Here is a 23,907-nt window from a genome sequence, read left to right as displayed (position 1 = left end):
ACCTGCGCGGGAAGGTTCCCTACCTCATCGAAGCACTGGCCACAGGCGCTACCGCGGCTTGCGCCAGGGCAGCCAGCATGCACGGCTGCAGCCGCCCCTCGACGACCATCAGGTCGCGATGCAGGCCGTCAACCACGTCCGTGAGGGCGTGCTTGTCGGCGAACTGGCGGCGGTTGAAGCGTCGATCCAGCACCAGAGCGCCGGTCGAATCGCGCAATATCACCCGGCATTCAAGCGGGCCGCCCACGTCAACCACGTCCACGTGGTAGGGCGTCAGTGCTTCAGTCAGCAACTCGTTGATATTTTCCATTCGATCACCACTCAGTTGTTCGAAATCAAGGTGTCTATCAATGACCCGTCGACAGTGCAAAAAGTTCTAAAAACGGCTCCGACGGGGAGTTAACCTGCCGTTTCAGCTTGCCCGTCGAATATGACAGTTGGAATGTGCAAAAAGCCAGCCCCCCGGCGAATGTGCCAGACTCCTCGCCTGGAACAGCCACCGCGCTTGGAGCCTAACCGTGAATACGCCTTCCCACTCGCCGCTGCGCATCCTGGTGGCCGACGACCACCCGATTTTCCGCATCGGCCTGCGCGCCGTGCTGCAACAGGACCCGGACCTGGCGGTGGTGGGCGAGGCCAGCAGCCCGTCGGAGCTGACCCAGTGGCTGGAAGAAGGCCAGTGCGACCTGTTGATTACCGACTTCATGATGCCGGCCGAACACCAGAACGACGGCCTGCGCCTGCTGGAGACCGTTCGTCGGCATTGGCCGGAACTGCCGATCCTGGTGGTGACCATGCTCAACAACGCCGGACTGTTCCGCTCCATGCTGGGCTTGGGGGTGAAGGGCCTGCTGGGCAAGGCCAGCCTGGTCAGCGAACTGCCAATCGCCATCGCCCAGGTGCGACGCAACAAGGTGTTCATCGCCGATTCGGTGAGCCAGGCGCTGCTGCAGGAGGGTGAGGTGCGCCCGGACCGCATGTTCGAGCGCGAAGCGCTGTCACCCCGGGAGATCGAGGTGACCAGGCTGCTGGCCGGCGGCCTGTCGGTGGGCGAGATCGCCGCGCAGCTCAACCGCAGCAAGCAGACGGTCAGCGCCCAGAAGGTCAGTGCCATGCGCAAGCTGGGGGTGGCCAACGACGCCGCCCTGTTCATCTACCTGCAGGAGCATGGCCTGGCCTGAGCCCTGAACCCTGAGCCCTGCGCTCAGGCCTGGCAAGGCTGGCCGTGCTGCGCAGCCCAGTGGCTGAGGTCGCGGGTGGCCATCCAGGCGCCCAGCGCTTCCTGCAACATGGGCCGGGCCACATAGGGGCCTTGCAGCGCCGGCTGCCCCAGGGCCTGCAGGGCGTGGAAGTCGCTGGCGCTTTCCACCCCTTCCACCACCACCCCCAGGCCCATACGCCGCGCCATGATCAGCGCCCCAGCCACCACCGCAGCCTTGCGACCGTCCTGCGCCATGCCGCGCACGAACCGGCTGGGAATCTTCAGCTCCGAGAACGGCAGGTCCAACAGGCGCTGGATGTTCGACTCACCAGTGCCAAAGTCATCGATGGCCAGGTGGCAGCCCAGCATGCGCAGGCGCAACAACGCTTCCACCTCCAGGCCATTGGCAGGGCCCTGGCGGGTTTCGCGCATTTCCAGGGTCAGCACCGTGGCCGGCAAACCCACCTGCTTGAGCAGCGCCTGGAGCTGAGCGGTGAAACCTTCGGCCTCGATAAGGCCCGGCGCCATGTTGACGGCTACCGGCAGCGCTTCACCGGTGTGCTCGCGCACCGACGCGCTTAGCTGCAACGCAGCTTCCAGCACATGCCAGGTAAGCTGCGGCAGCAGCCCCGCATAGCTGACCAGCGGCAGGAAACTTGCCGGCGACAGCAGCCCCAGTGCCGGATGCTGCCAGCGCACCAGGGCTTCGACCCCCAGCAGGCGGCCGTCGATGGCAACCTTGGGCTGGAACCACACCTGCCACTGCTGGCGCAGCTGGGGCAGGCGCTCCAGCGTCAGTTCGTCCAGGCCGACCAATTCGTTGACCTCCACCAGGGGCATCACGCCGGGCGCTGTTTCGCCTTGCTCATACCGTTGCAGCAGGTCGTGCAGCACTGCCGGGGTGGCCGGTTTTTCCAGCACCCCCAGCACCTGCAAGCCAAGGTGCCGAGCCAGTTGGCCGACGCTGTCGAGCACGCCGCGTTCCAGGCTCGACAGGATGATCAATGCCTGGGCCTGGCGATGGCGTGCCAGGTGGCGGATCAATTGCAGGCCGTCGCCTTCCTCCAGCTGCAGGTCGCAGATGGCGATGTCGACAGGGCCGCGGTTTTCCAGTGATTGAAGCGCGGCATCGACACTTTCGGCCGTCAGGACATCGAAGACCCCGCTGGCGTTGAGCATTTGATGCACCGCCATGAGTTGGAAGGGGCTGTCTTCGAGAACCAGAACTTTCAGTGCGTGCATGTGCATACCTCCGAATCACGCCCGCGTAGTGAGGGGCGCTTGATGCACACTCTAGAGAGCGGGCCGGGGTCGACACATAGGACAAGTCCTAAACTTTGTAGGATATTTCCGAAAGTTGTTTCTCGATGTCCAGGCTCAGCGCTTGCAGGCGCTGGCGCAGGGTGGCCCATTGCTGCCCGAGCCCATCGCCCGCACGGGCCTTGGCGCTGCTGTCCAGCTCGGCGCAGGCCATGGCCATGGGCCCTGCGTCAATCAGGCAGGCCACGCCCTTGAGGCGATGCAACGCGGCCCGCATGGGCGACCAGTCGGCCGTGGCCACCGCCGCCTCCAGCACCTGGGTTTCCTGGGCGATGTTGTTGCGCAGTTCCTCCAGCATCTTTTTCATCACCGTATCATCTGCCAGGGTCATGCGCCGCAGGGTGGCCATGTCGAAGGCTGGCGGCGCCGCCAGGCCGGCCAGCAACTGGCCAAGCTGTTCAAGGCCGATGGGCTTTACCAGCAGCTGGTCCATGCCCGCCAGGCGACAACGCTCTGCCTCGCCATCGGAGGCATTCGCGCTGCTGCCGATGAACGGTGTACGCGGCCTTGCGCCCTGCGCCTCGGCGGCACGGATGGCGCGGGCCAGGTCATAGCCACTCATGCCCGGCATGTTGCAGTCGCTGATGATCACGTCGGGGGCCTTGGCCTGCCACACCGCCAAGGCCTGCTCGGCGCTGCTCACGGCCTGCACCTGATGGCCGAAGAAACTCACCTGCTGGGTCAGCACCAGGCGGTTGGCGGCCATGTCATCCACCACCAGCACCTGCAGTGCACGGCCAGCATACGGCTGAGCGTGCCCCGCGGTGTTGCCGGGGCTGCCGGCAACGCGCGGTAGGTCCAGGGTCAAGGTCACCCGCGTGCCCTGCCCCGGTGCGCTGGCCAGGCGAATATCGCCGCCCATCAGGCCCACCAGCTGCTTGCAGATGCTCAGGCCCAGGCCGGTGCCACGCACCTCCTGTGCAGACGGCGCGCCCACCTGCACGAACGGCTTGAACAGCCGCGCCTGCTGCTCGGCGTCCATGCCCACGCCAGTGTCGCTGACTTCGATGCACAGGCCGCCCTGTTCGCTCAACCTTACCTCGAGCGTCACCTGGCCCTGATGGGTGAACTTCAAGGCGTTGCTCAGCAGGTTGTGAATCACCTGGCGCAGGCGCAACGGGTCGAACCAGTAGCTGCCGTCCAGCCCCGCCGCCAGGTCCAGCTCCAGGCGCAAGCCTCTCTGCTGCGCCTGGGCGCTGAACAGCTGGACGATGGTGGCGAAGAAGGGCCGCAGCTCGGTGGCTTCGGGTGCCAGTTGCAAGCTGCCCGCCTCGATCTTGGCCAGGTCCAGGCTGTCACCGATCAAGGCAATCAGGTCGCGGGCCGACTGATAGGCCACATCCAGCGCCTGCGACGGCTCGCCACCGTGCAGGCGAGCGGTCTCGCGCTCCAGTTCCAGCAGGCCGATGATGGCCGCCATGGGCGTGCGGATCTCGTGGCTCATGGTGGCCAGGAACGCGCTCTTGGCCTGGCTGGCCTGCTCGGCCACCTGCCGCGCATGTACCAGCTCTGCCTCCAGGCGCTTGCGCTCGCTGATGTCGATCCAGCCGCCCAGCATGCCCTGCAACTGGCCGTCGGCGCGGTAGAACGGCACCATCCACTGCCAGGCGTCCACCGGCTGGCCCTTGAGCTCGATCTGCCGGTCGGCGAAGCGCGGCTGCTGGTCCTGCAGCAGCGCCAGGTAGTCGGCGTGCAGCTGCGCGGCCTTGCCGGCGGCGATCAGTGACACTTCGGGCAGCAGCTTGCCGCGCACCAGCGCCAGGCGGGTCGAGAACACCTCCTCGTAGCTCTTGTTGCACGACACCATGCGCCCCTGCAGGTCGCGCACGTAGATCGGGTTGGGGATGCCGTCGAGCAACGCACGCTGGAACGCCAACTGGTCGCTCAACGCCTCCTCGGCCTGCTCGCGCTGCTGGATCTGCGCCTTCAGGCGGCTGTTCCACATCAACGACACCAGGCCAAACAGCACCGCCGCCGCCAGCGCCCACCACACCCATGGTGCGATGCGTTGCCAGGCCGGTGGCGGGCCGTCGACTGCGCCCAGCCACTTGATGCGCACCGCGCGCAACTCGGGCACCGGGTAGGCTTCCAGGGATTTGTTGAGAATACTCAGCAGCAGCGGTTCATCAAGGCGCACGGCAAAGCGGTCCGCCGCCCACCGGCCTTCCACGCTGCGCCCTACCTTCAGCTCGCCCGGTGGGTAGCGGCCCACCGAGCGCCAGGCGCTGACTTCGCTGTCCAGTGTCGCGTCGGCCTCGCCCCGCCGCACCAGGTCGCGGGCCTGGTCGTAGGTGTCCACCAGGCGCAGGATGATGTTGGGGTATTCCTCGCGCAGGCTGCTCTCTAGCGCGTGCTGACGCGGCAGGGCCAGCACGCGCCCGGCCATCTCCTCCAGCGAGGCCACCGGCGGCCCATTGCCCCTCACCACGAACACCCAGCCTTGGCCGCCGAAGGCATGGGAGAACCCCAGGAAGGCCTTGCGCTCGGGGTTTTCCGACAAGGTGGTATTCATGTCGACGTTGCCGGCCTTCAGCGCCTGCAGGCTGTCGGCGATGGACGCAGAGGGCACGTAGTCGAACTGCAGGCCGCTCATGGAGGAGATGGTCGCCAGTACGTCGCGGTTGAGCCCTGCCCAGTTGCCCTGGCGGTCGCGGTACAGGTACGGCGGGTAATCGCTGGCTGCCACCCGCACCCTGGGGTGGGCATGCAGCCAGGCCTGCTCCTCGGCCGACAGCGCCACCCGCGGCTGGCCGATGTCCGAACCCAGGCCGGTGGTCCAGCGGCCGAGGATTTCCCGGCGCAACGACTCGTCGATACTGGCCAGGGCGCGGTCCAGCAGGCCCAGCAGCACCGGGTCGGTGCCGCGCACGGCGAAGGCGAAGCCGGCATCGGGCAGGCTGGCCTCGCCAGCGATGCGCAAGCCCATGAACGGCCGCAGCGCACTGTAGGCACGTACCACCACCTCGTTGCCGATGAAGGCCTGCACGTCGCCCTGGGCCACCGCCTCCAGGCCGCTGGCGAGGCTGGGGGCCAGCACCAGCTCGCTGTGCGGGTAGGCGGCGTGCAGCACGTCAAGGTCCAGGTAGCCATCCAGCACGGCGATGCGCGAGCCTGCCAGGGCGTTGGGGCCGCCCAGGTTCTCCCGTTGCACCAGCACCGCGTCGTCGGGCATGTACGCGCGGGTGAACGCTAGCCCCGGGTGCTTGCGCACAAAACCGTTGGCGCTGGTGAGGATATCGATTTCGCCGGACTCCAGGGCCTCCACCGCTTCCTCGCGGCGGGCGAAGCCGTGAATCTGCAACGGCAGGTCGAGGCGGCTGGCAATCAGGTTGAGGTAGTCGGCGCTGATACCGCGGTAGCGGTTGCGGTCCACGGTGATGTCGACCGGCTCGAGGTCGGTGATCGACACCCCTACCCGCAGCACCGGGTGCTGGGCCAGCCATTGCCGGTCGCCGGCCGCCAGGGGCAGCGGCTCAAGCCGGGTGAACGCCGGCATCAGGGTGAACGGCAGGGTCTGTGCGGCCTGGACCAGGCTGCAGGTGGCCAGGCACAGCAGCACCAACCAGGCCGCCAGCCAGCGTTTTGCCTTGTGCAGGTTGTGCTTCATGCCGTGTCATGGCCCTTGGGGAATCGAACCCCAAGTGTGACACGCGCAAAGAATAAAGCCCGTCGAGCGACGGGCTTTATGTGTTGCAGGGCTATTCAGCGTAACGCAGCGTTACAGCGGCTTGCCACGGTTGCCGTGCTGGCTGACAAAGGCCTGGACGGCCTTGAGGTCGTTCGGGAGCACCGTGCATTTTTCCTCGCGGCTGAACAGGTCGGTCAGGTGGGCTGGCAGCTCCAGCGCCTTGCCAACGCCAGCCTTGACCACCGCGTCGGGGAACTTGACCGGGTGCGCCGTGCCCAGCACCACCATGGGAATGTCCAGGCTGCGGCGGCATTCGCGCGCGGCCTTGACGCCGATGGCAGTGTGCGGGTCCAGCACTTCGCCGGTCTGGGCGAAGACTTCGGCGATGGTCTCGCAGGTGGCTTCGTCGCTGACCGCCAGGGAGTCGAACAGCTTGCGCGCTTCGGTCCAGCGCTCTTGCTCGACGCTGAAGCCGCCACCCTGCTTGAAGGTGTCCATCAGCTCGGCGACGGCGGCGCCATTGCGACCGTGCAGGTCGAACAGCAGGCGCTCGAAGTTCGACGAGACCATGATGTCCATGGACGGCGACAGGGTGGCGTGCAGGGTTTCCTTGGCATACTGGTTGCCGCTCATGAAGCGGTGCAGGATGTCATTGCGGTTGGTGGCGACGATCAGCTGGTTGACCGGCAGGCCCATGTTGCGGGCCAGGTAGCCGGCGAAGATGTCGCCGAAGTTGCCGGTAGGCACCGAGAACGACACCGAACGCGCCGGGCCGCCCAGCTGCAGGGCCGCGTGGAAGTAGTAGACGATCTGGGCCATGATGCGCGCCCAGTTGATCGAGTTCACTGCGACCAGGCGGGTGCCTTTCAGGAAGCTCTGGTCAGCGAAGCTGTTCTTGACCATTTCCTGGCAGTCGTCGAAGTTGCCTTCGATGGCGATGTTGTGGATGTTGTCGCCGAACAGCGTGGTCATCTGCCGACGCTGCACTTCCGACACGCGCTGGTGCGGGTGCAGGATGAAGATATCGACGTTCTCGCAGTGCTTGCAGCCTTCGATGGCGGCCGAACCGGTGTCACCGCTGGTGGCGCCAATGATCACCACGCGCTCGCCGCGCTTGGCCAGGGTGTAGTCCAGCAGGCGGCCCAGCAGCTGCAGGGCGAAGTCCTTGAAGGCCAGGGTCGGGCCGTGGAACAGCTCCAGCACCCATTCGTTGCCGTTCAGCTGGCGCAACGGCGCCACGGCGTTGTGGGCGAAGGCACCGTAGGTTTCCTCGAGGATCTTCTTGAAGTCGGCGTCCGGGATGCTGCCGGTGACGAACGGGCGCATGATGCGGAAGGCCAGTTCGTGGTACGGCAGGCCGGCCCACGAGGCGATTTCTTCAACGGTGAAGCGTGGCAGGTTTTCCGGCACGTAGAGGCCGCCGTCACTCGCCAGGCCAGCCAGCAGGACGTCTTCGAAGTTCAGGGCCGGGGCTTTGCCGCGAGTACTGATATAACGCATGGTTCCAAACCTTTGGTTCGCACCGCCAGCCCTGGCAGGGCTGGCGGCTACTGATTAGTTGAGGTGCTCGACGCGGATGCGGACAACGGGGCTGACCACGCCTTCCAGGCCTTCGAGGGCCTTGATGGCGTCGTTCATGCGCTGTTCCTGCACGCGATGGGTCAGGAGGATCATCGGCACGCGGCCGTCCTGTTCCTCGACTTCCTTCTGCATGATCGACTCGATGTTGATGCCGCGCTCCGAGAGGATGCTGGCGACCTGGGCCAGCACGCCTGGGTGGTCCTTGGCGTGGATGCGCAGGTAGTAGGCGGTCTCGCACTGCTCGATCGGCAGGATCGGGTGGGCCGACAGCGAATCGGGCTGGAAGGCCAGGTGCGGCACGCGGTTCTCCGGGTCGGAGGTCATGGCACGCACCACGTCCACCAGGTCGGCGACCACGGACGAAGCGGTAGGCTCCATGCCGGCGCCAGCGCCGTAGAACAGGGTGGAACCGGCGGCGTCACCGTTGACCATGACGGCGTTCATCACGCCGTTGACGTTGGCGATCAGGCGGTCGGCCGGGATCAGCGTCGGGTGCACGCGCAGCTCGATGCCGGCGGCGGTGCTGCGCGCCACGCCCAGGTGCTTGATGCGGTAGCCCAGCGCTTCGGCGTAGTTGACGTCGGCGGTGGTCAGCTGGGTGATGCCTTCGGTGTAGGCCTTGTCGAACTGCAGCGGGATGCCGAAGGCGATGGACGCCAGGATGGTCAGCTTGTGCGCCGCGTCGATGCCTTCCACGTCGAAGGTCGGGTCGGCTTCGGCGTAGCCCAGGGCCTGGGCCTCGGCCAGCACGTCTTCGAAGGTGCGGCCCTTCTCGCGCATTTCGGTGAGGATGAAGTTGCCGGTGCCGTTGATGATGCCGGCCACCCAGTTGATGCGGTTGGCGGACAGGCCTTCACGGATGGCCTTGATCACCGGGATGCCGCCGGCCACGGCCGCTTCGAAGGCGACGATGACGCCCTTCTCGCGCGCCTTGGCGAAGATTTCGTTGCCGTGCACGGCAATCAGCGCCTTGTTGGCGGTGACCACGTGCTTGCCGTGCTCGATGGCCTTGAGCACCAGTTCGCGGGCCACGGTGTAGCCGCCGATCAGCTCGATGACGATGTCGATGTCGGGGTTGGTGGCCACGGCAAAGACATCGTTGGTAATGGGGGTACCGGTAATCTGGCAATTCGGGTTCTGCGAACGCATGGCAATCTGGGCCACTTCGATTCCACGCCCGGCACGGCGGGCAATCTCCTCGGCGTTGCGCTGAAGTACGTTGAAGGTGCCGCCACCGACGGTACCTAACCCACAGATGCCTACTTTGACCGGTTTCACTCTGAACTCCCCATAAAACGGCCGACGCAGGGTCGGCCGTGACAAACCGCCGCACACCCGTGCGGCTTGGTAAATTACGGCCTGGCGGGCATTCCCGTCAGGCCTTGATCTTGGATGACACGAAGGCGGCGGCCATCAGCCCTTGGCGCCCAGGGCCAGCTTGGCCACTTGCGGGGCCGGCTGGTAGCCAGGAATCATCTGGCCGTTTTCCAGGATGATGGCCGGCGTGCCGTTGACACCGATGGACTGGCCCATGGCGAATTGCTTGCTCACCGGGTTGGCGCACTTGGCCGGTGTGTCGACGCTCTTGCCGTTGATCAGCTTGGTCAGCGATTCCTGGCGGTCCTTGGAGCACCACACGGCCTGCAGCTGCTCGTCACCGGGCGAACCCAGGCCCTGGCGCGGGAAGGCCAGGTAGCGCACTTCGATGCCCATCTTGTTCAGCGCAGGCACTTCCTCGTGCAGCTTGTGGCAGTACGGGCAGGTGGTGTCGGTGAACACGGTGATGTGCGACTTGGTCTCGCCCACGGCCGGGAACACCACCATTTCGCTGGCAGGGATGGCGTTGATGGTCTTGGCCACGCCCTGGCGCTCGGTGATCTCGGTGAGGTTGACCGGCTTGCCGTCCTGCACCTGGAACAGGTAGCCCTGCATCACGAACTTGCCGTCGGCGCTGGCGTAGAGCACGCGGCTGCCCTGCAGCTTGACTTCGTACAGGCCGTTGAGCGGGCTGGCGGCGATGCTTTCGATCGGGGTGTCGAGTTGCAGGGTGTCGAGGGTCTTGCGGATGGCCTGCTCGGCCTTGTCGTCGGCCATAGCCACGGTGCTGAGCAGCGCAAGGGCGGCGGCAGCGAGAATTCGGGTCACGCGCATGGGAACTCCTGAGGCAGCGGACGAAGGGGCCAATCGTGCTGGGTCGGCGGTCCGTGGACAGCCGGCATTCGATGCCCGCTTTGGTAACCGCCCAAGCCTACCACATTCACAGGCTCTGTCCGAATGACACGGCAACAAGAGATGTGCGGTGATCGCCTCAGCCACGCGGGTGATGACGGGCATGCAGGTCCTGCAGGCGGGCCCGGGCGACATGGGTGTAGATTTGCGTGGTGGACAGGTCGCTGTGGCCCAGCAGCATCTGCACCACGCGCAGGTCGGCGCCGTGGTTGAGCAGGTGCGTGGCGAAGGCGTGGCGCAGGGTGTGCGGCGACAGCGACTTGCCGATGCCGGCCACGCTGGCCTGGTGCTTGATGCGGTGCCAGAAGGTCTGGCGGGTCATCTGCTCGCCGCGCTGGCTGGGGAACAGCACGTCGCTGGGGCGCCCGCCCAGCAGGTCGTTGCGGCCGTCGCGCAGGTAGCGCTCCACCCACACCACGGCCTCCTCGCCCATGGGCACCAGGCGCTCCTTGCTGCCCTTGCCCATCACCCGCAGCACGCCCTGGCGCAGGTTGACCTGGTCCAGGGTCAGGCTCACCAGCTCGGTCACGCGCAGGCCACAGGCATACAGCACTTCGAGCATGGCGCGGTCGCGCTGGCCGATGGGCTCGCTGAGGTCCGGGGCCTTGAGCAGCGCCTCCACGTCGGCTTCCGACAGGGACTTGGGCAACGGCTTGCCCAACTGCGGCATCTCGACCTGCAGGGTCGGGTCCACGCCGATCAGCTTTTCACGCAGCAGGTAGCGATAAAAGCCACGCACGCCGGAGAGAAAACGCGCGGTGGAACGCGGCTTGTAGGCCTGGTCCACGCGCCAGGCCAGGTGGTCGAGGATCAACTCGCGGCCCGCCTGGGGCAGCTGCACGCCTTTTTCCTGCAGCCAGCCGTTGAACAGGGTCAGGTCGCTGCGGTAAGAGTCGCGGCTGTTGTCCGACAGGCCTTTTTCGAGCCACAGGGCATCGAGGTACTGGTCGATGAGGGGGTGATCTACAGCGGGCATCTGCGCAAACCGGGCGATTGAAAGCCGCAGTCTACCTCACAGGCCCGGCAATACCGGCACCGGGCGCTTGTCATCGTCGATGGCGACGAAGCTGAACACGCCTTCGATGGCCTTTTCCCGGCCGTCGCAGCTCATGCTTTCGACGAACACTTCAACCCGCACCTTGAGGCTGGTGTTGCCGACTCTCACCACAGTGCCCACCAGTTCGACGATGCTGCCGGCAGGAATGGGGTGGTTGAAGTCGATGCGGTCGGTGGACACGGTCACCAGCGGCAGGCGGCAGAAGCGCGTGGCGGTGATGAACGACACCTCGTCCATCCAGGCCAGGGCAGTGCCGCCGAACAGGGTGTTGTGGTGGTTGGTGGTGGGCGGGAACACCGCCTTGGTGACGCGGCTGACCGAGAGGTCGGTGCGGCGTTGTATTTCGAGGTCGCGTGGGGTCATGGAGGGCTATCGCCAGGGTGTTGGGAATGTGGGAGCTGGCATAAATCGCGGGCACAAAAAAGCAGCCCGTAGGCTGCTTCTTTCTTGCATCGGTAAAACGGCTATTAAGCCAGTTTTTCCTTGATGCGAGCTGCTTTACCCGACAGGTCGCGCAGGTAGTACAGCTTGGCTTTACGCACGTCACCACGACGTTTCACGGCCATGCTGTCGATCTGCGGGCTGTAGGTCTGGAAAGTACGCTCTACGCCAACGCCGTTGGAGATTTTACGAACAGTGAAAGCACTGTTCACACCACGGTTACGCTTGGCGATAACAACGCCTTCGAACGCCTGCAGACGAGCGCGATCGCCTTCCTTCACTTTCACCTGAACGACGATGGTGTCGCCCGGGGCAAAGGCCGGGATTTCTTTGGTCATCTGCTCGGCTTCGAGTTGCAGAATGATTTTGTTGGTCATGCTGTGCTCCTAAGGTAAATCTTTGTGATCTACCATCGATACGTTAACTATCGTCCCGCTCACGGAGATACTCCGTCAGCAGCTTCTTCTCTTCTCCAGAAAGCGAGCGTCTTTCCAGAAGATCGGCACGTCGTTCGTAGGTCCGCCCAAGGGACTGCTGCAAACGCCAGCGCCGGATGTGTGCATGATTGCCACTAAGCAATACGTCGGGAACACGCTGATCCGCATACACCTCCGGTCGGGTGTAGTGCGGGCAATCCAGCAGACCATCCGTGAAGGAGTCTTCCTCCGCGGAGTCCGCATGCCCTAAAGCTCCGGGCAGCAGTCGTGTAACCGCATCGATCAGGACCATCGCCGGCAGCTCACCGCCAGACAGGACATAGTCACCAATCGACCACTCTTCATCGACATGAGCCTGAATAAACCGCTCGTCAATGCCTTCATAGCGCCCTGCGATCAGAATCAAGGATTCCGATTCAGCCAGTTCGCGTACCCCCTGCTGAGTCAGCTGGCGGCCTTGCGGCGACAGGTAAATGACCTTCGCCGACTCCCCCGCTGCGTTCCTGGCCTCGGCCAGCGCATCTTCCAGGGGCTTGATCTTCATCACCATGCCCGGACCACCGCCAAACGGCCGATCATCCACCGTATGGTGACGATCTGTGGTGTAGTCCCGCGGATTCCAACAGGTCAGTTGCAACAACCCCTGTTTCACCGCGCGGCTGGTAATGCCGTACTCGCTGATGGCCGAAAACATCTCGGGGAACAGACTGATCACTTCTACGCGCAGGCTGGCCATTGCCTAGAAGTCCGCATCCCAATCAACCTTCATTTCGCCTGCGGCCAGGTCGACGGCCAACACACACTGCTCCGTATAGGGCAGCAAGCGTTCGCGATCATCCAGGCTGCCAGCGCAAGGCTTGACCACCATCACATCATTCGAACCGGTCTCCAGCAGGTGATCGATCTTCCCGAGCAGTTGCCCGAGTTGGTCGATGACATTCAGACCTTCCAGCTGGTACCAGTAGTACTCGCCGTCGTCCAAATCTGGAAACAGATCACGTGGCACGCAGATCTCGTAACCGGACAGAAGCTGGGCTTCGTCGCGATCATCAAGACCCTTGAGCTTCGTGACCAGGAACTTGCTCTGCAAGCGCCCGCTGACCAGCTCTACCTGCTTGTCCACGCTGCCTGCGCGCTTGAGCGTCCAGGTTTTGTAGTCCAACAGGTTGTCAATCGGATCAGTAAAGGAGTAAACCTTCACTTCGCCACGAACGCCGTGAACCGAGAAAATCTTGCCGATAACGATCAAATCATCAGCAGTAACTGGCGTCGTGTTCATATTGCTCAGGCCGCAGCCTTGGCAGCTTCCTTCAGCAACTGAGCAACGCGCTCAGAAGGCTGTGCACCAACGCTCAACCAGTGGTTGACGCGCTCTTGGTTCACGGACAGGCGGATTTCCTGACCACGAGCCACTGGGTTGAAGAAGCCAACGTGCTCTTTGTGCGAGCCGTCACGCGGGTTGCGCGAGTCGGTCACGGTCAGTTGGTAGAATGGGCGCTTTTTAGAGCCGCCACGGGCAAGACGGATGGTTAGCATTGAACATCGTTCCTGTAGTCGGTGCTGCAAATCATAATGCACAGCGGGCACACGGGTGCCCGAAAGGCCGCATATTCTCAAGGAATATCCGGACTTTTGCAAATGCCTTTTTCCGGCACACACAGTGCACCCGATAGATTTGCTTCATATGACCACCCGAAGGGGTGGCCGGTGGACCTGCCGGGGCAGGTTTACCGCAGTGCCCGCACTGCTGCGGGCGGTGCCAGCCCGGGGGCTGGCACGGGTAATCACATCTTCGGCATGCCACCGCCGCCGGGCAGCATGCCGCCCATGCCGCGCATCATCTTGGCCATGCCGCCCTTGGTGGAAAACTTCTTCATCATCTTCTGCATCTGCTTGTGCTGCTTGATCAAGCGGCCGATGTCCTGCACCTGGGTGCCGGAACCCAGGGCGATCCGGCGCTTGCGCGAACCGCTGATCAGGTCAGGGTCGCGGCGCTCGGCCGGGGTCATGGAGTTGATGATGGCTTCCATCTGCTTGAATTGCTTTTCAGCGGCGTTCTGGGCGTTGCCCATCTGCGACAGGTTCATGCCGCCGATGCTCGGCAGCTTGTCCATCAGGCCGCCCAGGCCGCCCATGTTCTTCATTTGTTGCAGCTGGTCACGGAAGTCTTCGAGGTCGAAGCCCTTGCCCTTCTTCAGCTTCTTGGCCAGTTTGTCGGCCTTCTCTTTATCCAGGGTCTGCTCGGCCTGCTCGATCAGGCTGAGCACGTCACCCATACCCAGGATCCGCGAGGCGATACGATCCGGGTGGAAGGGCTCGAGCGCTTCGCTCTTCTCGCCCATGCCGATGAACTTGATCGGCTTGCCGGTAATGGCACGCACCGACAGGGCGGCACCGCCACGGGCGTCGCCGTCGACCTTGGTCAGGATCACGCCGGTCAGCGGCAGCGCATCGCCAAAGGCCTTGGCGGTGTTGGCGGCGTCCTGGCCGGTCATGGCGTCGACCACGAACAGCGTTTCCACCGGCTTGATGGCGGCGTGCAGGGCCTGGATCTCGCCCATCATCTCGGCGTCGATGTGCAGGCGGCCGGCGGTGTCGACGATGACCACGTCGATGAACTTGAGCTTCGCTTCGCGGATCGCCGCTTCGGCGATGGCCACCGGCTTCTGGGTGATATCGGACGGGAAGAAGGTCACGCCGATGTCGTTGGCCAGGGTCTCGAGCTGCTTGATGGCCGCCGGACGGTAGACGTCGGCCGATACCACCATCACGCTCTTCTTCTTGCGCTCTTTAAGGAAGCGCGCCAGCTTGCCGGCGGTGGTGGTCTTGCCCGCACCCTGCAGGCCGGCCATCAGCACCACGGCAGGCGGCGCGGCGTTCAGGGCCAGGTCTTCGTTGGCCGCGCCCATCAGGCCTTCGAGTTCGATCTGGACGATCTTCACGAACGCCTGGCCAGGCGTCAGGCTACGCGATACTTCGGTGCCGACCGCGCGTTCCTTGACCTTGTTGACGAAGTCCTTCACCACCGGCAGGGCGACGTCGGCTTCCAGCAACGCCATGCGCACTTCACGCAGGGTGTCTTTGATGTTGTCTTCCGTCAGCTTGGCCTTGCCAGTTACATGGCGCAGCGTCTGCGAAAGACGTTCGGTAAGGTTTTCAAACATGCGCGATCCTTTCAGGCTCAATTGAACCGAGGTTAAGCAGCCTGGCCCGTGAATAATATTAGAGGCGCGGCGTGGGCAGGCCGGCGATTATAGCCAGAAGTGCGCGCCACGGACACCAGTGCGGCGCCAGTCTTTCGTCCGGCGGCCGTTCTATGCCACACTCAGCCACTTTCGGGCTTGCTCCACAGGACTTATGCTCCCCTTGTCACCCAGTTTGCTACCCAGCCTCGCCGCCGCCTTCCTTTATGCCGCTGCGACCGTCTACCACGGCACCCGCGTGAAGCAGCGCGCAGCGGTCGACAAACGCCTGCTCTACGTGATCGGCGCACTCGCCGTGGTAGCCCAGGGCCTGGCACTGAAATACCAGCTGATCACGCCCCAGGGCCTGAGCCTGGACTTCTTCGGCGCCGCCAGCCTGATCTCGGCGGCGGTCATCGCCCTGACCCTGATCGCCTGCACGCGCATCCCGGTGGAGAACCTGCTGCTCCTGCTGTTCCCGCTGGGCGCCACCACCACGCTGATCGCGCAGTTCATCCCCAAGGGCACGGTGCCGCTGATCGACGAGGAGCCGGGCATCCTGGCGCACATCCTGTTGTCGATCCTGGCCTACGGCATGTTCACCATCGCGGTGTTCCAGGCCCTGCTGCTGCTGATCCAGAACCATCAGCTCAAGCACAAGCACCCTTCGGGGCTGATCAAGAACTTCCCGCCCCTGCAAACCATGGAAAGCCTGCTGTTCGGCTTCCTGTGGGCCGGCTGGGGGCTGCTGTCGCTGTCGTTGATTTCCGGCTGGCTGTTCCTGGAAAACCTGTTCGCCCAGCACCTGGTGCACAAGACCCTGCTGGCGTGCCTGGCGTGGATCGTGTTCAGCGTGCTGCTGTGGGGCCGCAACCGCCTGGGCTGGCGCGGGCACAAGGCGATCCGCTGGACCCTGGCCGGTTTCTGCCTGTTGATGCTGGCCTACTTCGGCAGCAAGCTGGTTCGCGAATACATTCTGCACATCTGACGGGCGAGTAAATGGACAATCTGCCGTTGGGCGCGATGCTGGGTTTCGTGCTGCTGTCGATCCTCTGGTCGGCGCTGTTCACGGGCGTGGAGACAGCCCGCAACCACCTGGCTGCCCTGCGCACCCGGCGCAAGGTGGGCGAGCGCCCCAGCCTGGCCTTCCCGCTGGAAAGCCTGGTGCTGTGCAACACCCTGTGCCGGGTGCTGGCGGTGGTGCTGGGGGTGTTCGTGGCGGTCTACCACTGGCACGTCAAGGGCCTGTGGGCCGGCGGCCTGATCATGGCCGCGGTGCTGGTGACCTTCAGTGAATACCTGCCACGCCTGCTGGCGCGCCGCCATCCCGAGGCCTTCATCGGCCTAGGCAACTCGCTGCTGCGCCTACCCCTGACCCTGCTGTACCCGCTGGTGTGGCCGTTCAGCGGCATCGCCCGCCTGCTGCTCAAGCCGTTCGCGCCCATTGCCCGGCCCATCGCCCGCCCCCACGACGAGCCGGGGCCGGATGAGAGCGAGGACGACCTCGACGAAGACCAGGAACCCAGCGCCCCGCACCTGCTGGGTGGCCTGCAGTCACTGAACCGCATCACCGTCAATGACATCCTGGTGCCGCGCAGCGAAGTCGACGGGCTGAACCTGGACGACCCGATCGAGAAGATTGCCGAGCAGCTGATCATCAGCCGCCACACCCGCCTGCCGGTGTACCACAACGACATCAACCAGGTGGAAAAGGTGCTCAACACCCGCCAGGTCAGCCACCTGCTGCCCAAGGGCGAGCTGACCATGGAAGCCCTGCTGGCGGCCTGCTACGACGCCTACTTCGTGCCCGAGAGCACCCCGCTGCACCTGCAACTGCTGAACTTCCACAAGCAGCAGCGGCGCCTGGGCGTGGTAGTGGACGAATACGGCGAAGTGCTCGGCCTGGTGACCCTGGAAGACATTCTCGAGGAAATTGTCGGCGAGTTCGAAGACGAACACACCATGGACAACCCCCACGTGCACCCGCAGGCCGACGGCCGCTTCGTGGTGGATGGCGCGGCGTCGATCCGCGAGCTGAACAAGAGCCTGGGCTGGCACCTGCCCAGCGACGGCCCCAAGACCCTCAACGGCCTGGTCACCGAGGCGCTGGAGAGCATCCCCGACTGCGCGGTGTGCCTGAAGATCGGCCGCTACCGCCTGGAAATCCTCCAAGCCGAGGAAAACCGCGTGACGCGGGTGCTGATCTGGCACACCAGCAGCTTGCCCAAGCTCACCTGAAGCCAGCGGCTACCGGTTGCGCCACCGCCCGCAATTCATATAATCAAACCAGCTTACCCAGCCCCCTGCCGCCGCGTCCTGCTACCCGCACGGACGTGCACCGGCCACCTGCCTGCGGCCCACCCTGCCCCGCACCTATAATAATTTCGCCAGGGAACCTGCAATGAGCACCAGCACCTACGCTGCCAGCGGCGCCGAACAGCCGCGCAATTCCACCGCCCGGGTGGCCACCGCCAGCTTCATTGGCACCGCCATCGAATTCTATGACTTCTACGTGTACGCCACGGCTGCCGCCCTGGTGATCGGCCCGGTGTTCTTCCCGCAGACCTCCGGTACTGCGCAGATGCTTTCGGCCTTCCTCACTTTCGGCATCGCCTTCCTCGCCCGGCCGCTGGGCTCGGCGCTGTTCGGCCATTTCGGCGACCGCGTCGGGCGCAAATCCACCCTGGTGGCCTCGCTGCTGCTGATGGGCGTGTGCACCACCCTGATCGGCGTGCTGCCCGGCTACGACCAGATAGGCGCCTGGGCGCCGATCCTGCTGTGCGTGTTGCGCTTCGGCCAGGGCCTGGGGCTGGGCGGCGAATGGGGTGGCGCGGCGCTGCTGGCCACCGAAAACGCGCCCAAGGGCAAGCGCGCCTGGTTCGGCATGTTCCCGCAACTGGGGCCATCCATCGGCTTCCTGGCGGCCAACGGCCTGTTCCTGGGCCTGGCCATGCTGCTCAGCGACGAGCAGTTCCGCGCCTGGGGCTGGCGCCTGCCGTTCCTGCTCAGCGCCCTGCTGGTGATGGTGGGCCTGTACGTGCGCCTGAAGCTGGAAGAAACCCCGGTGTTCGCCAAGGCCATGGCCGCCCATGAAAAGCTGAAGATCCCGTTGGTGGAACTGTTCGCCCAGTACTGGCGGCCCATGCTGCTGGGCGCCGCCTCCATGGTGGTGTGCTACGCGCTGTTCTACATCTCCACGGTGTTTTCCCTGAGCTACGGCGTGGCCACCCTGGGCTACAGCCGGGAAAGCTTCCTGGGCATGCTGTGCTTCGCGGTGCTGTTCATGGCCCTGGCCACGCCGATTTCGGCGGCCCTGAGCGACCGTTTCGGGCGCAAGCCGGTGCTGGTGTTCGGCGGCGTATTGGCGATTGCCTCGGGCTTTGCCATGGAGCCACTGCTGACCCAGGGCTCGACCAGCAGCGTGGCGTTGTTCCTGAGCATCGAGCTGTTCCTGATGGGCTTCACCTTCGCCCCCATGGGCGCGTTGCTGCCCGAACTGTTCCCCACGCGCGTGCGCTACACCGGCGCGTCGGCGGCGTACAACCTGGGCGGTATCGTCGGGGCATCGGCGGCGCCGTTCGCAGCGCAAAAGCTGGTGGCCATGGGCGGCCTGGGCTGGGTGGGCGGGTATGTGTCGGCGGCGGCGCTGCTCAGCCTGCTGGCGGTGCTGTGCCTGAAGGAAACGCGGGATGAGGATTTGAGCAAGGTGGCGTGACGCGGCCTGTGGCCGCTGCTACAGGGTTCGTAGCAGCTGCCGCAGGCGGCGTCCGGGCAATTACAGTTCCACGTTCACAGCCTGGGCCGAGCGAGTAGCCTTGGCGCGGGCCGCTTCGATCGACTCGTCACGCGCCAGGGCCACGCCCATGCGGCGCTGGCCGGCCACTTCCGGCTTGCCGAACAGGCGCAGCGCGGTGTCTGGCTCGGCCAGCGCGGCGCCCAGGTTGGCGAAGGCGGTCTGGGTGGAGTTGCCTTCCACCAGGATCACCGCCGAGGCCGACGGGCCGAACTGGCGCACGGCCGGAATCGGCAGGCCGAGGATGGCGCGGGCGTGCAGCGCGAACTGCGACAGGTCCTGGGAGATCAGGGTCACCAGGCCGGTGTCATGGGGGCGCGGCGAGACTTCGCTGAACCACACCTGGTCGCCCTTGACGAACAGCTCCACGCCGAACAGACCACGGCCACCCAGGGCCTCGGTCACGGCCTTGGCCACGCGCTCGGATTCGGCCAGGGCCACCGGGCTCATGGCCTGCGGCTGCCAGGACTCCTGGTAGTCACCCTTCTCCTGGCGGTGACCTACCGGAGCCAGGAAGGTGGTGCCGCCCACGTGACGCACGGTCAGCAGGGTGATTTCGTAGTCGAAGTCGATGAAGCCTTCGATGATGACGCGGCCCTTGCCGGCACGGCCGCCTTCCTGGGCGTAGTCCCAGGCCTTTTGCACGTCGTCGGCGCTTTTGAGCAGGCTCTGGCCCTTGCCCGATGAGCTCATCACCGGCTTGACCACGCAGGGGAAACCCAGGTCCTGGACGGCGTCGCGGTACTCTTCGAAGGTGTCGGCGAAGTGGTACGGCGAGGTCGGCAGGTCCAGCTCTTCGGCGGCCAGGCGACGGATGCCTTCACGGTTCATGGTCAGCTGGGCGGCACGCGCGGTAGGCACCACGGTGAAACCCTCGGACTCCAGCTCCACCAGGGTGGCGGTGGCGATGGCTTCGATTTCCGGCACGATGTAGTGCGGCTTCTCGGCCTCGATCACCGCACGCAGCGCGGCGCCATCGAGCATGTTGATCACATGGCTGCGGTGGGCGACCTGCATGGCAGGGGCGTTGGCATAACGGTCGACGGCGATCACTTCAACGCCCAGGCGTTGCAGCTCGATCACCACTTCCTTGCCCAGCTCGCCGCAGCCACACAGCAGTACGCGCGTCGCGGTCGGCGACAGTGGAGTTCCGATACGGGTCATTTCAGGTCCTTAAGGGGAACGGGTTATCGCGGGCCGCCCGGGTGCGGCCCACCGAGGCGGGCATTTTACATCAATCGGCGCGAGGCGGCGCTGCGACACGACCGCCAGGCAATAGGCGCTGCAAAACCGTAGCCGCTGCCGCAGGCTGCGCTGGCCCTGTGCCCCGCTGGAGATTTCCAGGGTTCACACCGGCCAGCGCAGCCTGCGGCAGCGGCTACGGATAGGGGGGCTTCAGGCGCCGGCGACGAACATCATCCCGCCGGCCACGGCGCGTTCGTGGCACTTGACCAGCACTTCGCGGCGCTCGTCGTTGCTCATGCGCCCCCAGCGGGTGATTTCGGCGGCCGTGCGCTGGCAGCCGGTGCAGATATCGTCGTCATCCAGGGCACAGACCTGCACACAAGGCGAGGCGACGGGGCGTTCTTGGTTCATCAGTCTTCCTGGGGTGCAAGGTCCCGCGCGTAGCGTCGGGCATTGTGTACGTAGTGGGCGGCGCTGGCCTCGAGCATCTTCATCTGCGCCTCGGTCAGCTGGCGCACGACCTTGCCGGGCGAGCCCATCACCAGCGAACCGTCGGGTATTTCCTTGCCCTCGGCGATCAGCGCGTTGGCGCCGATGATGCAATGCTTGCCGATGCGGGCGCCGTTGAGGATCACCGCGTTGATGCCGACCAGGCTGTAGTCGCCCACGGTGCAGCCGTGCAGCATGGCGTTATGGCCGATTGTAACACCGCGGCCGAGGGTCAGTGGCGACCCCATGTCGGTATGGATCACCGTGCCGTCCTGCACGTTGCTGTCGGGGCCGATGTCGATCAGTTCGTTGTCGCCGCGCAACACGGCGCCAAACCACACGCTGGCGTTTTCCTGCAGGCGCACCCGGCCGATCAGGGTGGCGGTGGGCGCGGTCCAGCTGGTGACATGAGTCTCGACGCGGGCGTCGCCCAAACGGTATTTCATCGGTGGCTTCCTCAGGCAGGCAAAGGCGGCTCGCAGGTCCGCTCAAATTGACGTGAAATGCTCGGGGGGGCGGTGCAGGCTGATGTCGGCGTCGTACATCAGGTTCACCAGCTCGACGATCATGATCGCCGACAGGCCCCAGATCTTGTATTCGCCAAAGCGGTAGCTGGGCACGTACCAGCTGCGGCCCTGGTAGTCGATGCGGTGGGTGTGCTCGCGCGGGTCTTCACGGAAGAACGCCAGCGGCACGCTGAACACTGCGGCAATTTCCGCATCGTTGGGGCGGTATTCGACGAAGTCCGGGATCACCCCGACGAAGGGCGTCACCTTCAGGCCATGCTTGGAGATCAGCGGGCTCAGGGGGCCCAGCACTTCCACCAGGCCGGGCGGCAGGCCGATTTCTTCCTCGGCCTCGCGCAGGGCGGTGAACACCAGGTCCGGGTCCTCGGGGTCGCGGCGGCCACCGGGGAAGGCCACTTCGCCGCCGTGGGTGGACAGACCCTTGGCGCGCAGGGTGAGCACCAGCTCGGGCTCGGCACTGCGGGTGATGGGCAGCAGCACGGCTGCCTCGGGGAAACGCTGATCGGTCTCCAGGGTCCGTGGCCTGTGGCTGCTCATCCGACGCAGTAGCTCGTCCAGCATGGTCTCTCTCAATTCGATGCCTAGGGGCAATCATGCACCAAAGCCACGGCCCTGCCCAACCCCCCTTGCGTACAAAACCGCCCTTGCGGTGCGGGGACCACTGGCGCCAAGATAGGCGCAGCGATCAGGAAGCCCGACATGAAATTCTGCAGCCAGTGCGGCAACCCGGTAACCCAGCGCATTCCCCAGGGCGACAACCGCCTGCGGTACGTGTGCGGGCACTGTGAATTCATTCACTACCAAAATCCCAATATAGTCGCCGGTTGCCTGCCTGTGTGGGGCGATCGCGTATTGTTGTGCCGCCGGGCCATCGAACCGCGCCGCGGTTTCTGGACCCTGCCCGCCGGCTTCATGGAAAACGGCGAGACCCTGGAACAGGCCGCCAGCCGCGAGACCGAGGAGGAAGCCTGTGCACGCGTCCGCCAGCTGGCGCTGTACACGCTGTTCGACTTGCCGCACATTAGCCAGGTGCATGTGTTCTTTCGCGCCGAGCTTGCCGACCTGGACTACGCCGTGGGCGAGGAAAGCCTGGAAGTGCGGCTGTTCGAACAAAGCGAAATACCCTGGGCCGAGCTGGCTTTCCCCACGGTGAACCGTACCTTAGAATGCTACTTTGCCGACCGCCAGGGCCAACACTTCCCTGTGCGCAACGAATTTCTGCCGCCGCTGCACGGGCTGGGGCAGACCTGAAACCGACCGTGTCACGCGGCACCGGCGCAAGCGGGGTGCGATTCACCTGCAGGATTGATCGTTAAATGCGCTGGTTGCTTGCCCTCTTCTGTCTGTCCTACGCCACCCTGTCGTCGGCCGCCTTCACTGTCACTGTCGTCAAGCAGCCACCCGCGGGCACTGCACCGGCCGTGGTCGATGCCGTCACCCCCAGGGTGCCGGCGGACCTGGCCAACGCCGTGGTGGACAAGGTGCTGGTGCTCAAGTCCAGCCACCAACTGCAGTTGCTCAGCCGTGGCCAGACCCTGAAAAGCTACCGCGTGTCGCTGGGCAAGAGCCCGCGCGGGCCCAAGCAGTACGAGGGCGACATGCGCACCCCCGAAGGCTTCTACTGGCTGGACTGGCGCAAGGTCAGCGACCGCTTCAACCTGGCCATCCACGTGTCGTACCCCAACGCCGGCGACGCCGCCAAGGCACGCAGCGCCGGCCTGCCCGCCGGCGGCATGATCATGATCCACGGCACCCCGGACAGCGAGGAATACCCCGAGTGGTATTTCAACACCCTGGACTGGACCGACGGCTGCATCGCCATGAAGAACCAGGACATGCGCGAACTGTGGAGCCTGGTCAAGGACGGCACCATGATCGAAATCCGCCCGTAACACCGCCTCCGTAGCAGCGGCCGCAGGCCGCGTCCTCCCCCTGACACTCCCCGCGCTTGCCTCTGACGCAGCCTTCGGCAGCTGCTACGGGGAGGTGTGCTTGTGGATAATGTAAAACCACTGGCATTGACGTGGTATTCAAGTGGTATTACCTTGAAGCCCACTACCGAGCGCCATAACTCTCACAATCGCATCGGAACCCTACATGAACGACCTGCTCGCGCTGCGCCCCGACGACACCCAGGCCACGCCGCTGTACCTGCAGCTGGCGCGCAACCTGGAAGCCGCCATCCATGCCGGTGTATGGAAGGCCGAACAGGCCTTGCCCTCCGAACGTACCCTCAGCGAACAGCTGGGCCTGTCCCGGGTCACCGCCCGCAAGGCGCTGGAGATCCTGCTGGAACAGGGCCTGATTCGCCGCAACCAGGGCTCGGGCACCTTCATTACCCCGCGCCTGGAACAACCGCTGTCACGCCTTTCCAGTTTCAGCGAGATGCTCCGCCTCAAGGGTTTCGTGCCCGGCTCGCAGTGGCTGGAGCGCGGCATTGCCGTGCCCACTCATGAGGAAGTGATCCGCCTGGGGCTATCGCCCACCGACCAGGTGGCGCGCCTCAAGCGCCTGCGCAAGGCCGACGACACCGTCATGGCCATCGAGATGAGCGCCCTGCCTGCCGCCCTGCTGCCCCACCCCGAAGCCATCGGCGATTCGCTGTACCAGTACCTGGAAAGCATCGGCCGGCCGGTGGTGCGCGCCCTGCAGCATATCCGCGCCATCAACGCCTCGGCCGAATTCGCCGCCCTGGTGGGCATCGAGCCGGGCACCGCGATGCTGCTGATGACCCGTATCGGCTACCTGGACGACAACACCGCCATCGAGCTGACCGACACCTATTGCCGCAACGACTACTACGACTTCGTCGCTGAATTGCGGCGCTGAACCACGAG

At 64.9% G+C, this 23,907-nt stretch carries 24 protein-coding genes; 7 read left to right on the top strand and 17 right to left on the bottom strand.

Annotation, left to right across the window (positions count from 1 at the left end):
* Window positions 1-19 precede the first annotated feature (19 nt).
* Window positions 20-310 (bottom strand): DUF3509 domain-containing protein, encoded by a 291-nt coding sequence (locus AC0J42_RS06285; RefSeq protein WP_416422777.1) that lies wholly within the window; start codon window positions 308-310, stop codon window positions 20-22.
* Window positions 311-518: 208 nt separating this feature from the next.
* Between AC0J42_RS06285 and AC0J42_RS06280 the strand changes: the two genes are divergently transcribed.
* Window positions 519-1,181: a response regulator gene (locus AC0J42_RS06280; RefSeq protein WP_473005559.1), complete on the top strand. Its 663-nt coding sequence runs from the start codon at window positions 519-521 to the stop codon at window positions 1,179-1,181.
* Between the two features lie 23 nt (window positions 1,182-1,204).
* On the opposite strand, the gene AC0J42_RS06275 is transcribed toward AC0J42_RS06280, so the two are convergent.
* The 12 genes from AC0J42_RS06275 to ffh form a co-directional block, all read right to left on the bottom strand.
* Window positions 1,205-2,443, bottom strand: coding sequence for an EAL domain-containing response regulator (locus AC0J42_RS06275; RefSeq protein ID WP_473005558.1), 1,239 nt, complete (start codon window positions 2,441-2,443; stop codon window positions 1,205-1,207).
* An 88-nt stretch (window positions 2,444-2,531) separates the two neighbouring features.
* Window positions 2,532-6,128, bottom strand: a complete 3,597-nt coding sequence (locus AC0J42_RS06270) for an ATP-binding protein (RefSeq protein ID WP_473005557.1) — start codon at window positions 6,126-6,128, stop codon at window positions 2,532-2,534.
* A gap of 111 nt (window positions 6,129-6,239) precedes the next feature.
* A complete protein-coding gene (gene thrC, locus AC0J42_RS06265) occupies window positions 6,240-7,649 on the bottom strand; it encodes a threonine synthase (protein ID WP_416422773.1) in 1,410 nt (469 codons plus the stop codon).
* Between the two features lie 54 nt (window positions 7,650-7,703).
* Window positions 7,704-9,008: a homoserine dehydrogenase gene (locus AC0J42_RS06260; RefSeq protein ID WP_416422772.1), complete on the bottom strand. Its 1,305-nt coding sequence runs from the start codon at window positions 9,006-9,008 to the stop codon at window positions 7,704-7,706.
* Between the two features lie 135 nt (window positions 9,009-9,143).
* A complete protein-coding gene (locus AC0J42_RS06255) occupies window positions 9,144-9,881 on the bottom strand; it encodes a thioredoxin fold domain-containing protein (protein WP_473005555.1) in 738 nt (245 codons plus the stop codon).
* 157 nt (window positions 9,882-10,038) lie between these two features.
* A complete protein-coding gene (gene xerD / locus AC0J42_RS06250) occupies window positions 10,039-10,935 on the bottom strand; it encodes a site-specific tyrosine recombinase XerD (protein ID WP_416422770.1) in 897 nt (298 codons plus the stop codon).
* Between the two features lie 36 nt (window positions 10,936-10,971).
* Window positions 10,972-11,379: an acyl-CoA thioesterase gene (locus AC0J42_RS06245; protein WP_473005554.1), complete on the bottom strand. Its 408-nt coding sequence runs from the start codon at window positions 11,377-11,379 to the stop codon at window positions 10,972-10,974.
* Window positions 11,380-11,483: 104 nt separating this feature from the next.
* Window positions 11,484-11,834 (bottom strand): 50S ribosomal protein L19, encoded by a 351-nt coding sequence (gene rplS, locus AC0J42_RS06240; protein WP_027978895.1) that lies wholly within the window; start codon window positions 11,832-11,834, stop codon window positions 11,484-11,486.
* 43 nt (window positions 11,835-11,877) lie between these two features.
* Window positions 11,878-12,630, bottom strand: coding sequence for a tRNA (guanosine(37)-N1)-methyltransferase TrmD (trmD, locus tag AC0J42_RS06235; protein ID WP_027978896.1), 753 nt, complete (start codon window positions 12,628-12,630; stop codon window positions 11,878-11,880).
* 3 nt (window positions 12,631-12,633) lie between these two features.
* Window positions 12,634-13,173, bottom strand: coding sequence for a ribosome maturation factor RimM (gene rimM / locus AC0J42_RS06230; RefSeq protein ID WP_473005552.1), 540 nt, complete (start codon window positions 13,171-13,173; stop codon window positions 12,634-12,636).
* A gap of 5 nt (window positions 13,174-13,178) precedes the next feature.
* Window positions 13,179-13,430 (bottom strand): 30S ribosomal protein S16, encoded by a 252-nt coding sequence (gene rpsP / locus AC0J42_RS06225; protein ID WP_008366201.1) that lies wholly within the window; start codon window positions 13,428-13,430, stop codon window positions 13,179-13,181.
* A gap of 248 nt (window positions 13,431-13,678) precedes the next feature.
* Window positions 13,679-15,058: a signal recognition particle protein gene (gene ffh, locus AC0J42_RS06220; RefSeq protein ID WP_416422768.1), complete on the bottom strand. Its 1,380-nt coding sequence runs from the start codon at window positions 15,056-15,058 to the stop codon at window positions 13,679-13,681.
* Window positions 15,059-15,251: 193 nt separating this feature from the next.
* On the opposite strand from ffh, the gene AC0J42_RS06215 reads away from it, so the two are divergent.
* The 3 genes from AC0J42_RS06215 (at window position 15,252) to AC0J42_RS06205 (ending at window position 18,791) form a co-directional block, all read left to right on the top strand.
* Window positions 15,252-16,064: a cytochrome C assembly family protein gene (locus AC0J42_RS06215; RefSeq protein WP_416422767.1), complete on the top strand. Its 813-nt coding sequence runs from the start codon at window positions 15,252-15,254 to the stop codon at window positions 16,062-16,064.
* A gap of 11 nt (window positions 16,065-16,075) precedes the next feature.
* The gene (locus AC0J42_RS06210) at window positions 16,076-17,314 is read left to right on the top strand and encodes a transporter associated domain-containing protein (RefSeq protein WP_473005551.1); all 1,239 of its coding nucleotides are present in this window, start codon (window positions 16,076-16,078) and stop codon (window positions 17,312-17,314) included.
* Window positions 17,315-17,477: 163 nt separating this feature from the next.
* Entirely contained in the window at window positions 17,478-18,791 is a 1,314-nt protein-coding gene (locus AC0J42_RS06205; protein ID WP_416422765.1) for an MFS transporter, read from the top strand.
* Between the two features lie 60 nt (window positions 18,792-18,851).
* Here AC0J42_RS06205 and purT read toward each other — a convergent pair whose 3' ends face one another.
* From purT to AC0J42_RS06185, 4 genes are all read right to left on the bottom strand, one after another.
* Window positions 18,852-20,033: a formate-dependent phosphoribosylglycinamide formyltransferase gene (gene purT, locus AC0J42_RS06200; protein ID WP_416422764.1), complete on the bottom strand. Its 1,182-nt coding sequence runs from the start codon at window positions 20,031-20,033 to the stop codon at window positions 18,852-18,854.
* 231 nt (window positions 20,034-20,264) lie between these two features.
* Window positions 20,265-20,465, bottom strand: a complete 201-nt coding sequence (locus AC0J42_RS06195) for a DUF1289 domain-containing protein (RefSeq protein ID WP_416422763.1) — start codon at window positions 20,463-20,465, stop codon at window positions 20,265-20,267.
* On the bottom strand, window positions 20,465-20,989 hold the full coding sequence (locus AC0J42_RS06190; protein ID WP_473005550.1) for a gamma carbonic anhydrase family protein: 525 nt from the start codon (window positions 20,987-20,989) through the stop codon (window positions 20,465-20,467). Before AC0J42_RS06190 ends, AC0J42_RS06195 begins: the two co-directional genes overlap by 1 nt.
* 42 nt (window positions 20,990-21,031) lie before the next feature.
* Window positions 21,032-21,631 (bottom strand): CoA pyrophosphatase, encoded by a 600-nt coding sequence (locus tag AC0J42_RS06185; RefSeq protein ID WP_416422761.1) that lies wholly within the window; start codon window positions 21,629-21,631, stop codon window positions 21,032-21,034.
* Between the two features lie 138 nt (window positions 21,632-21,769).
* Here AC0J42_RS06185 and AC0J42_RS06180 point away from each other — a divergent pair, with 138 nt between their 5' ends.
* The 3 genes from AC0J42_RS06180 (at window position 21,770) to AC0J42_RS06170 (ending at window position 23,899) form a co-directional block, all read left to right on the top strand.
* Complete coding sequence (locus AC0J42_RS06180) at window positions 21,770-22,321, top strand: NUDIX hydrolase (protein WP_416422760.1); 552 nt, start codon at window positions 21,770-21,772, stop codon at window positions 22,319-22,321.
* Between the two features lie 65 nt (window positions 22,322-22,386).
* On the top strand, window positions 22,387-22,962 hold the full coding sequence (locus tag AC0J42_RS06175) for a L,D-transpeptidase family protein (protein WP_416422759.1): 576 nt from the start codon (window positions 22,387-22,389) through the stop codon (window positions 22,960-22,962).
* Between the two features lie 205 nt (window positions 22,963-23,167).
* On the top strand, window positions 23,168-23,899 hold the full coding sequence (locus AC0J42_RS06170) for a GntR family transcriptional regulator (protein WP_473005549.1): 732 nt from the start codon (window positions 23,168-23,170) through the stop codon (window positions 23,897-23,899).
* Window positions 23,900-23,907 lie beyond the last annotated feature (8 nt).

This window comes from Pseudomonas sp. Tav-5-1A, from assembly GCF_055755055.1.
This window is presented reverse-complemented; position numbering and strand designations above follow the sequence as displayed.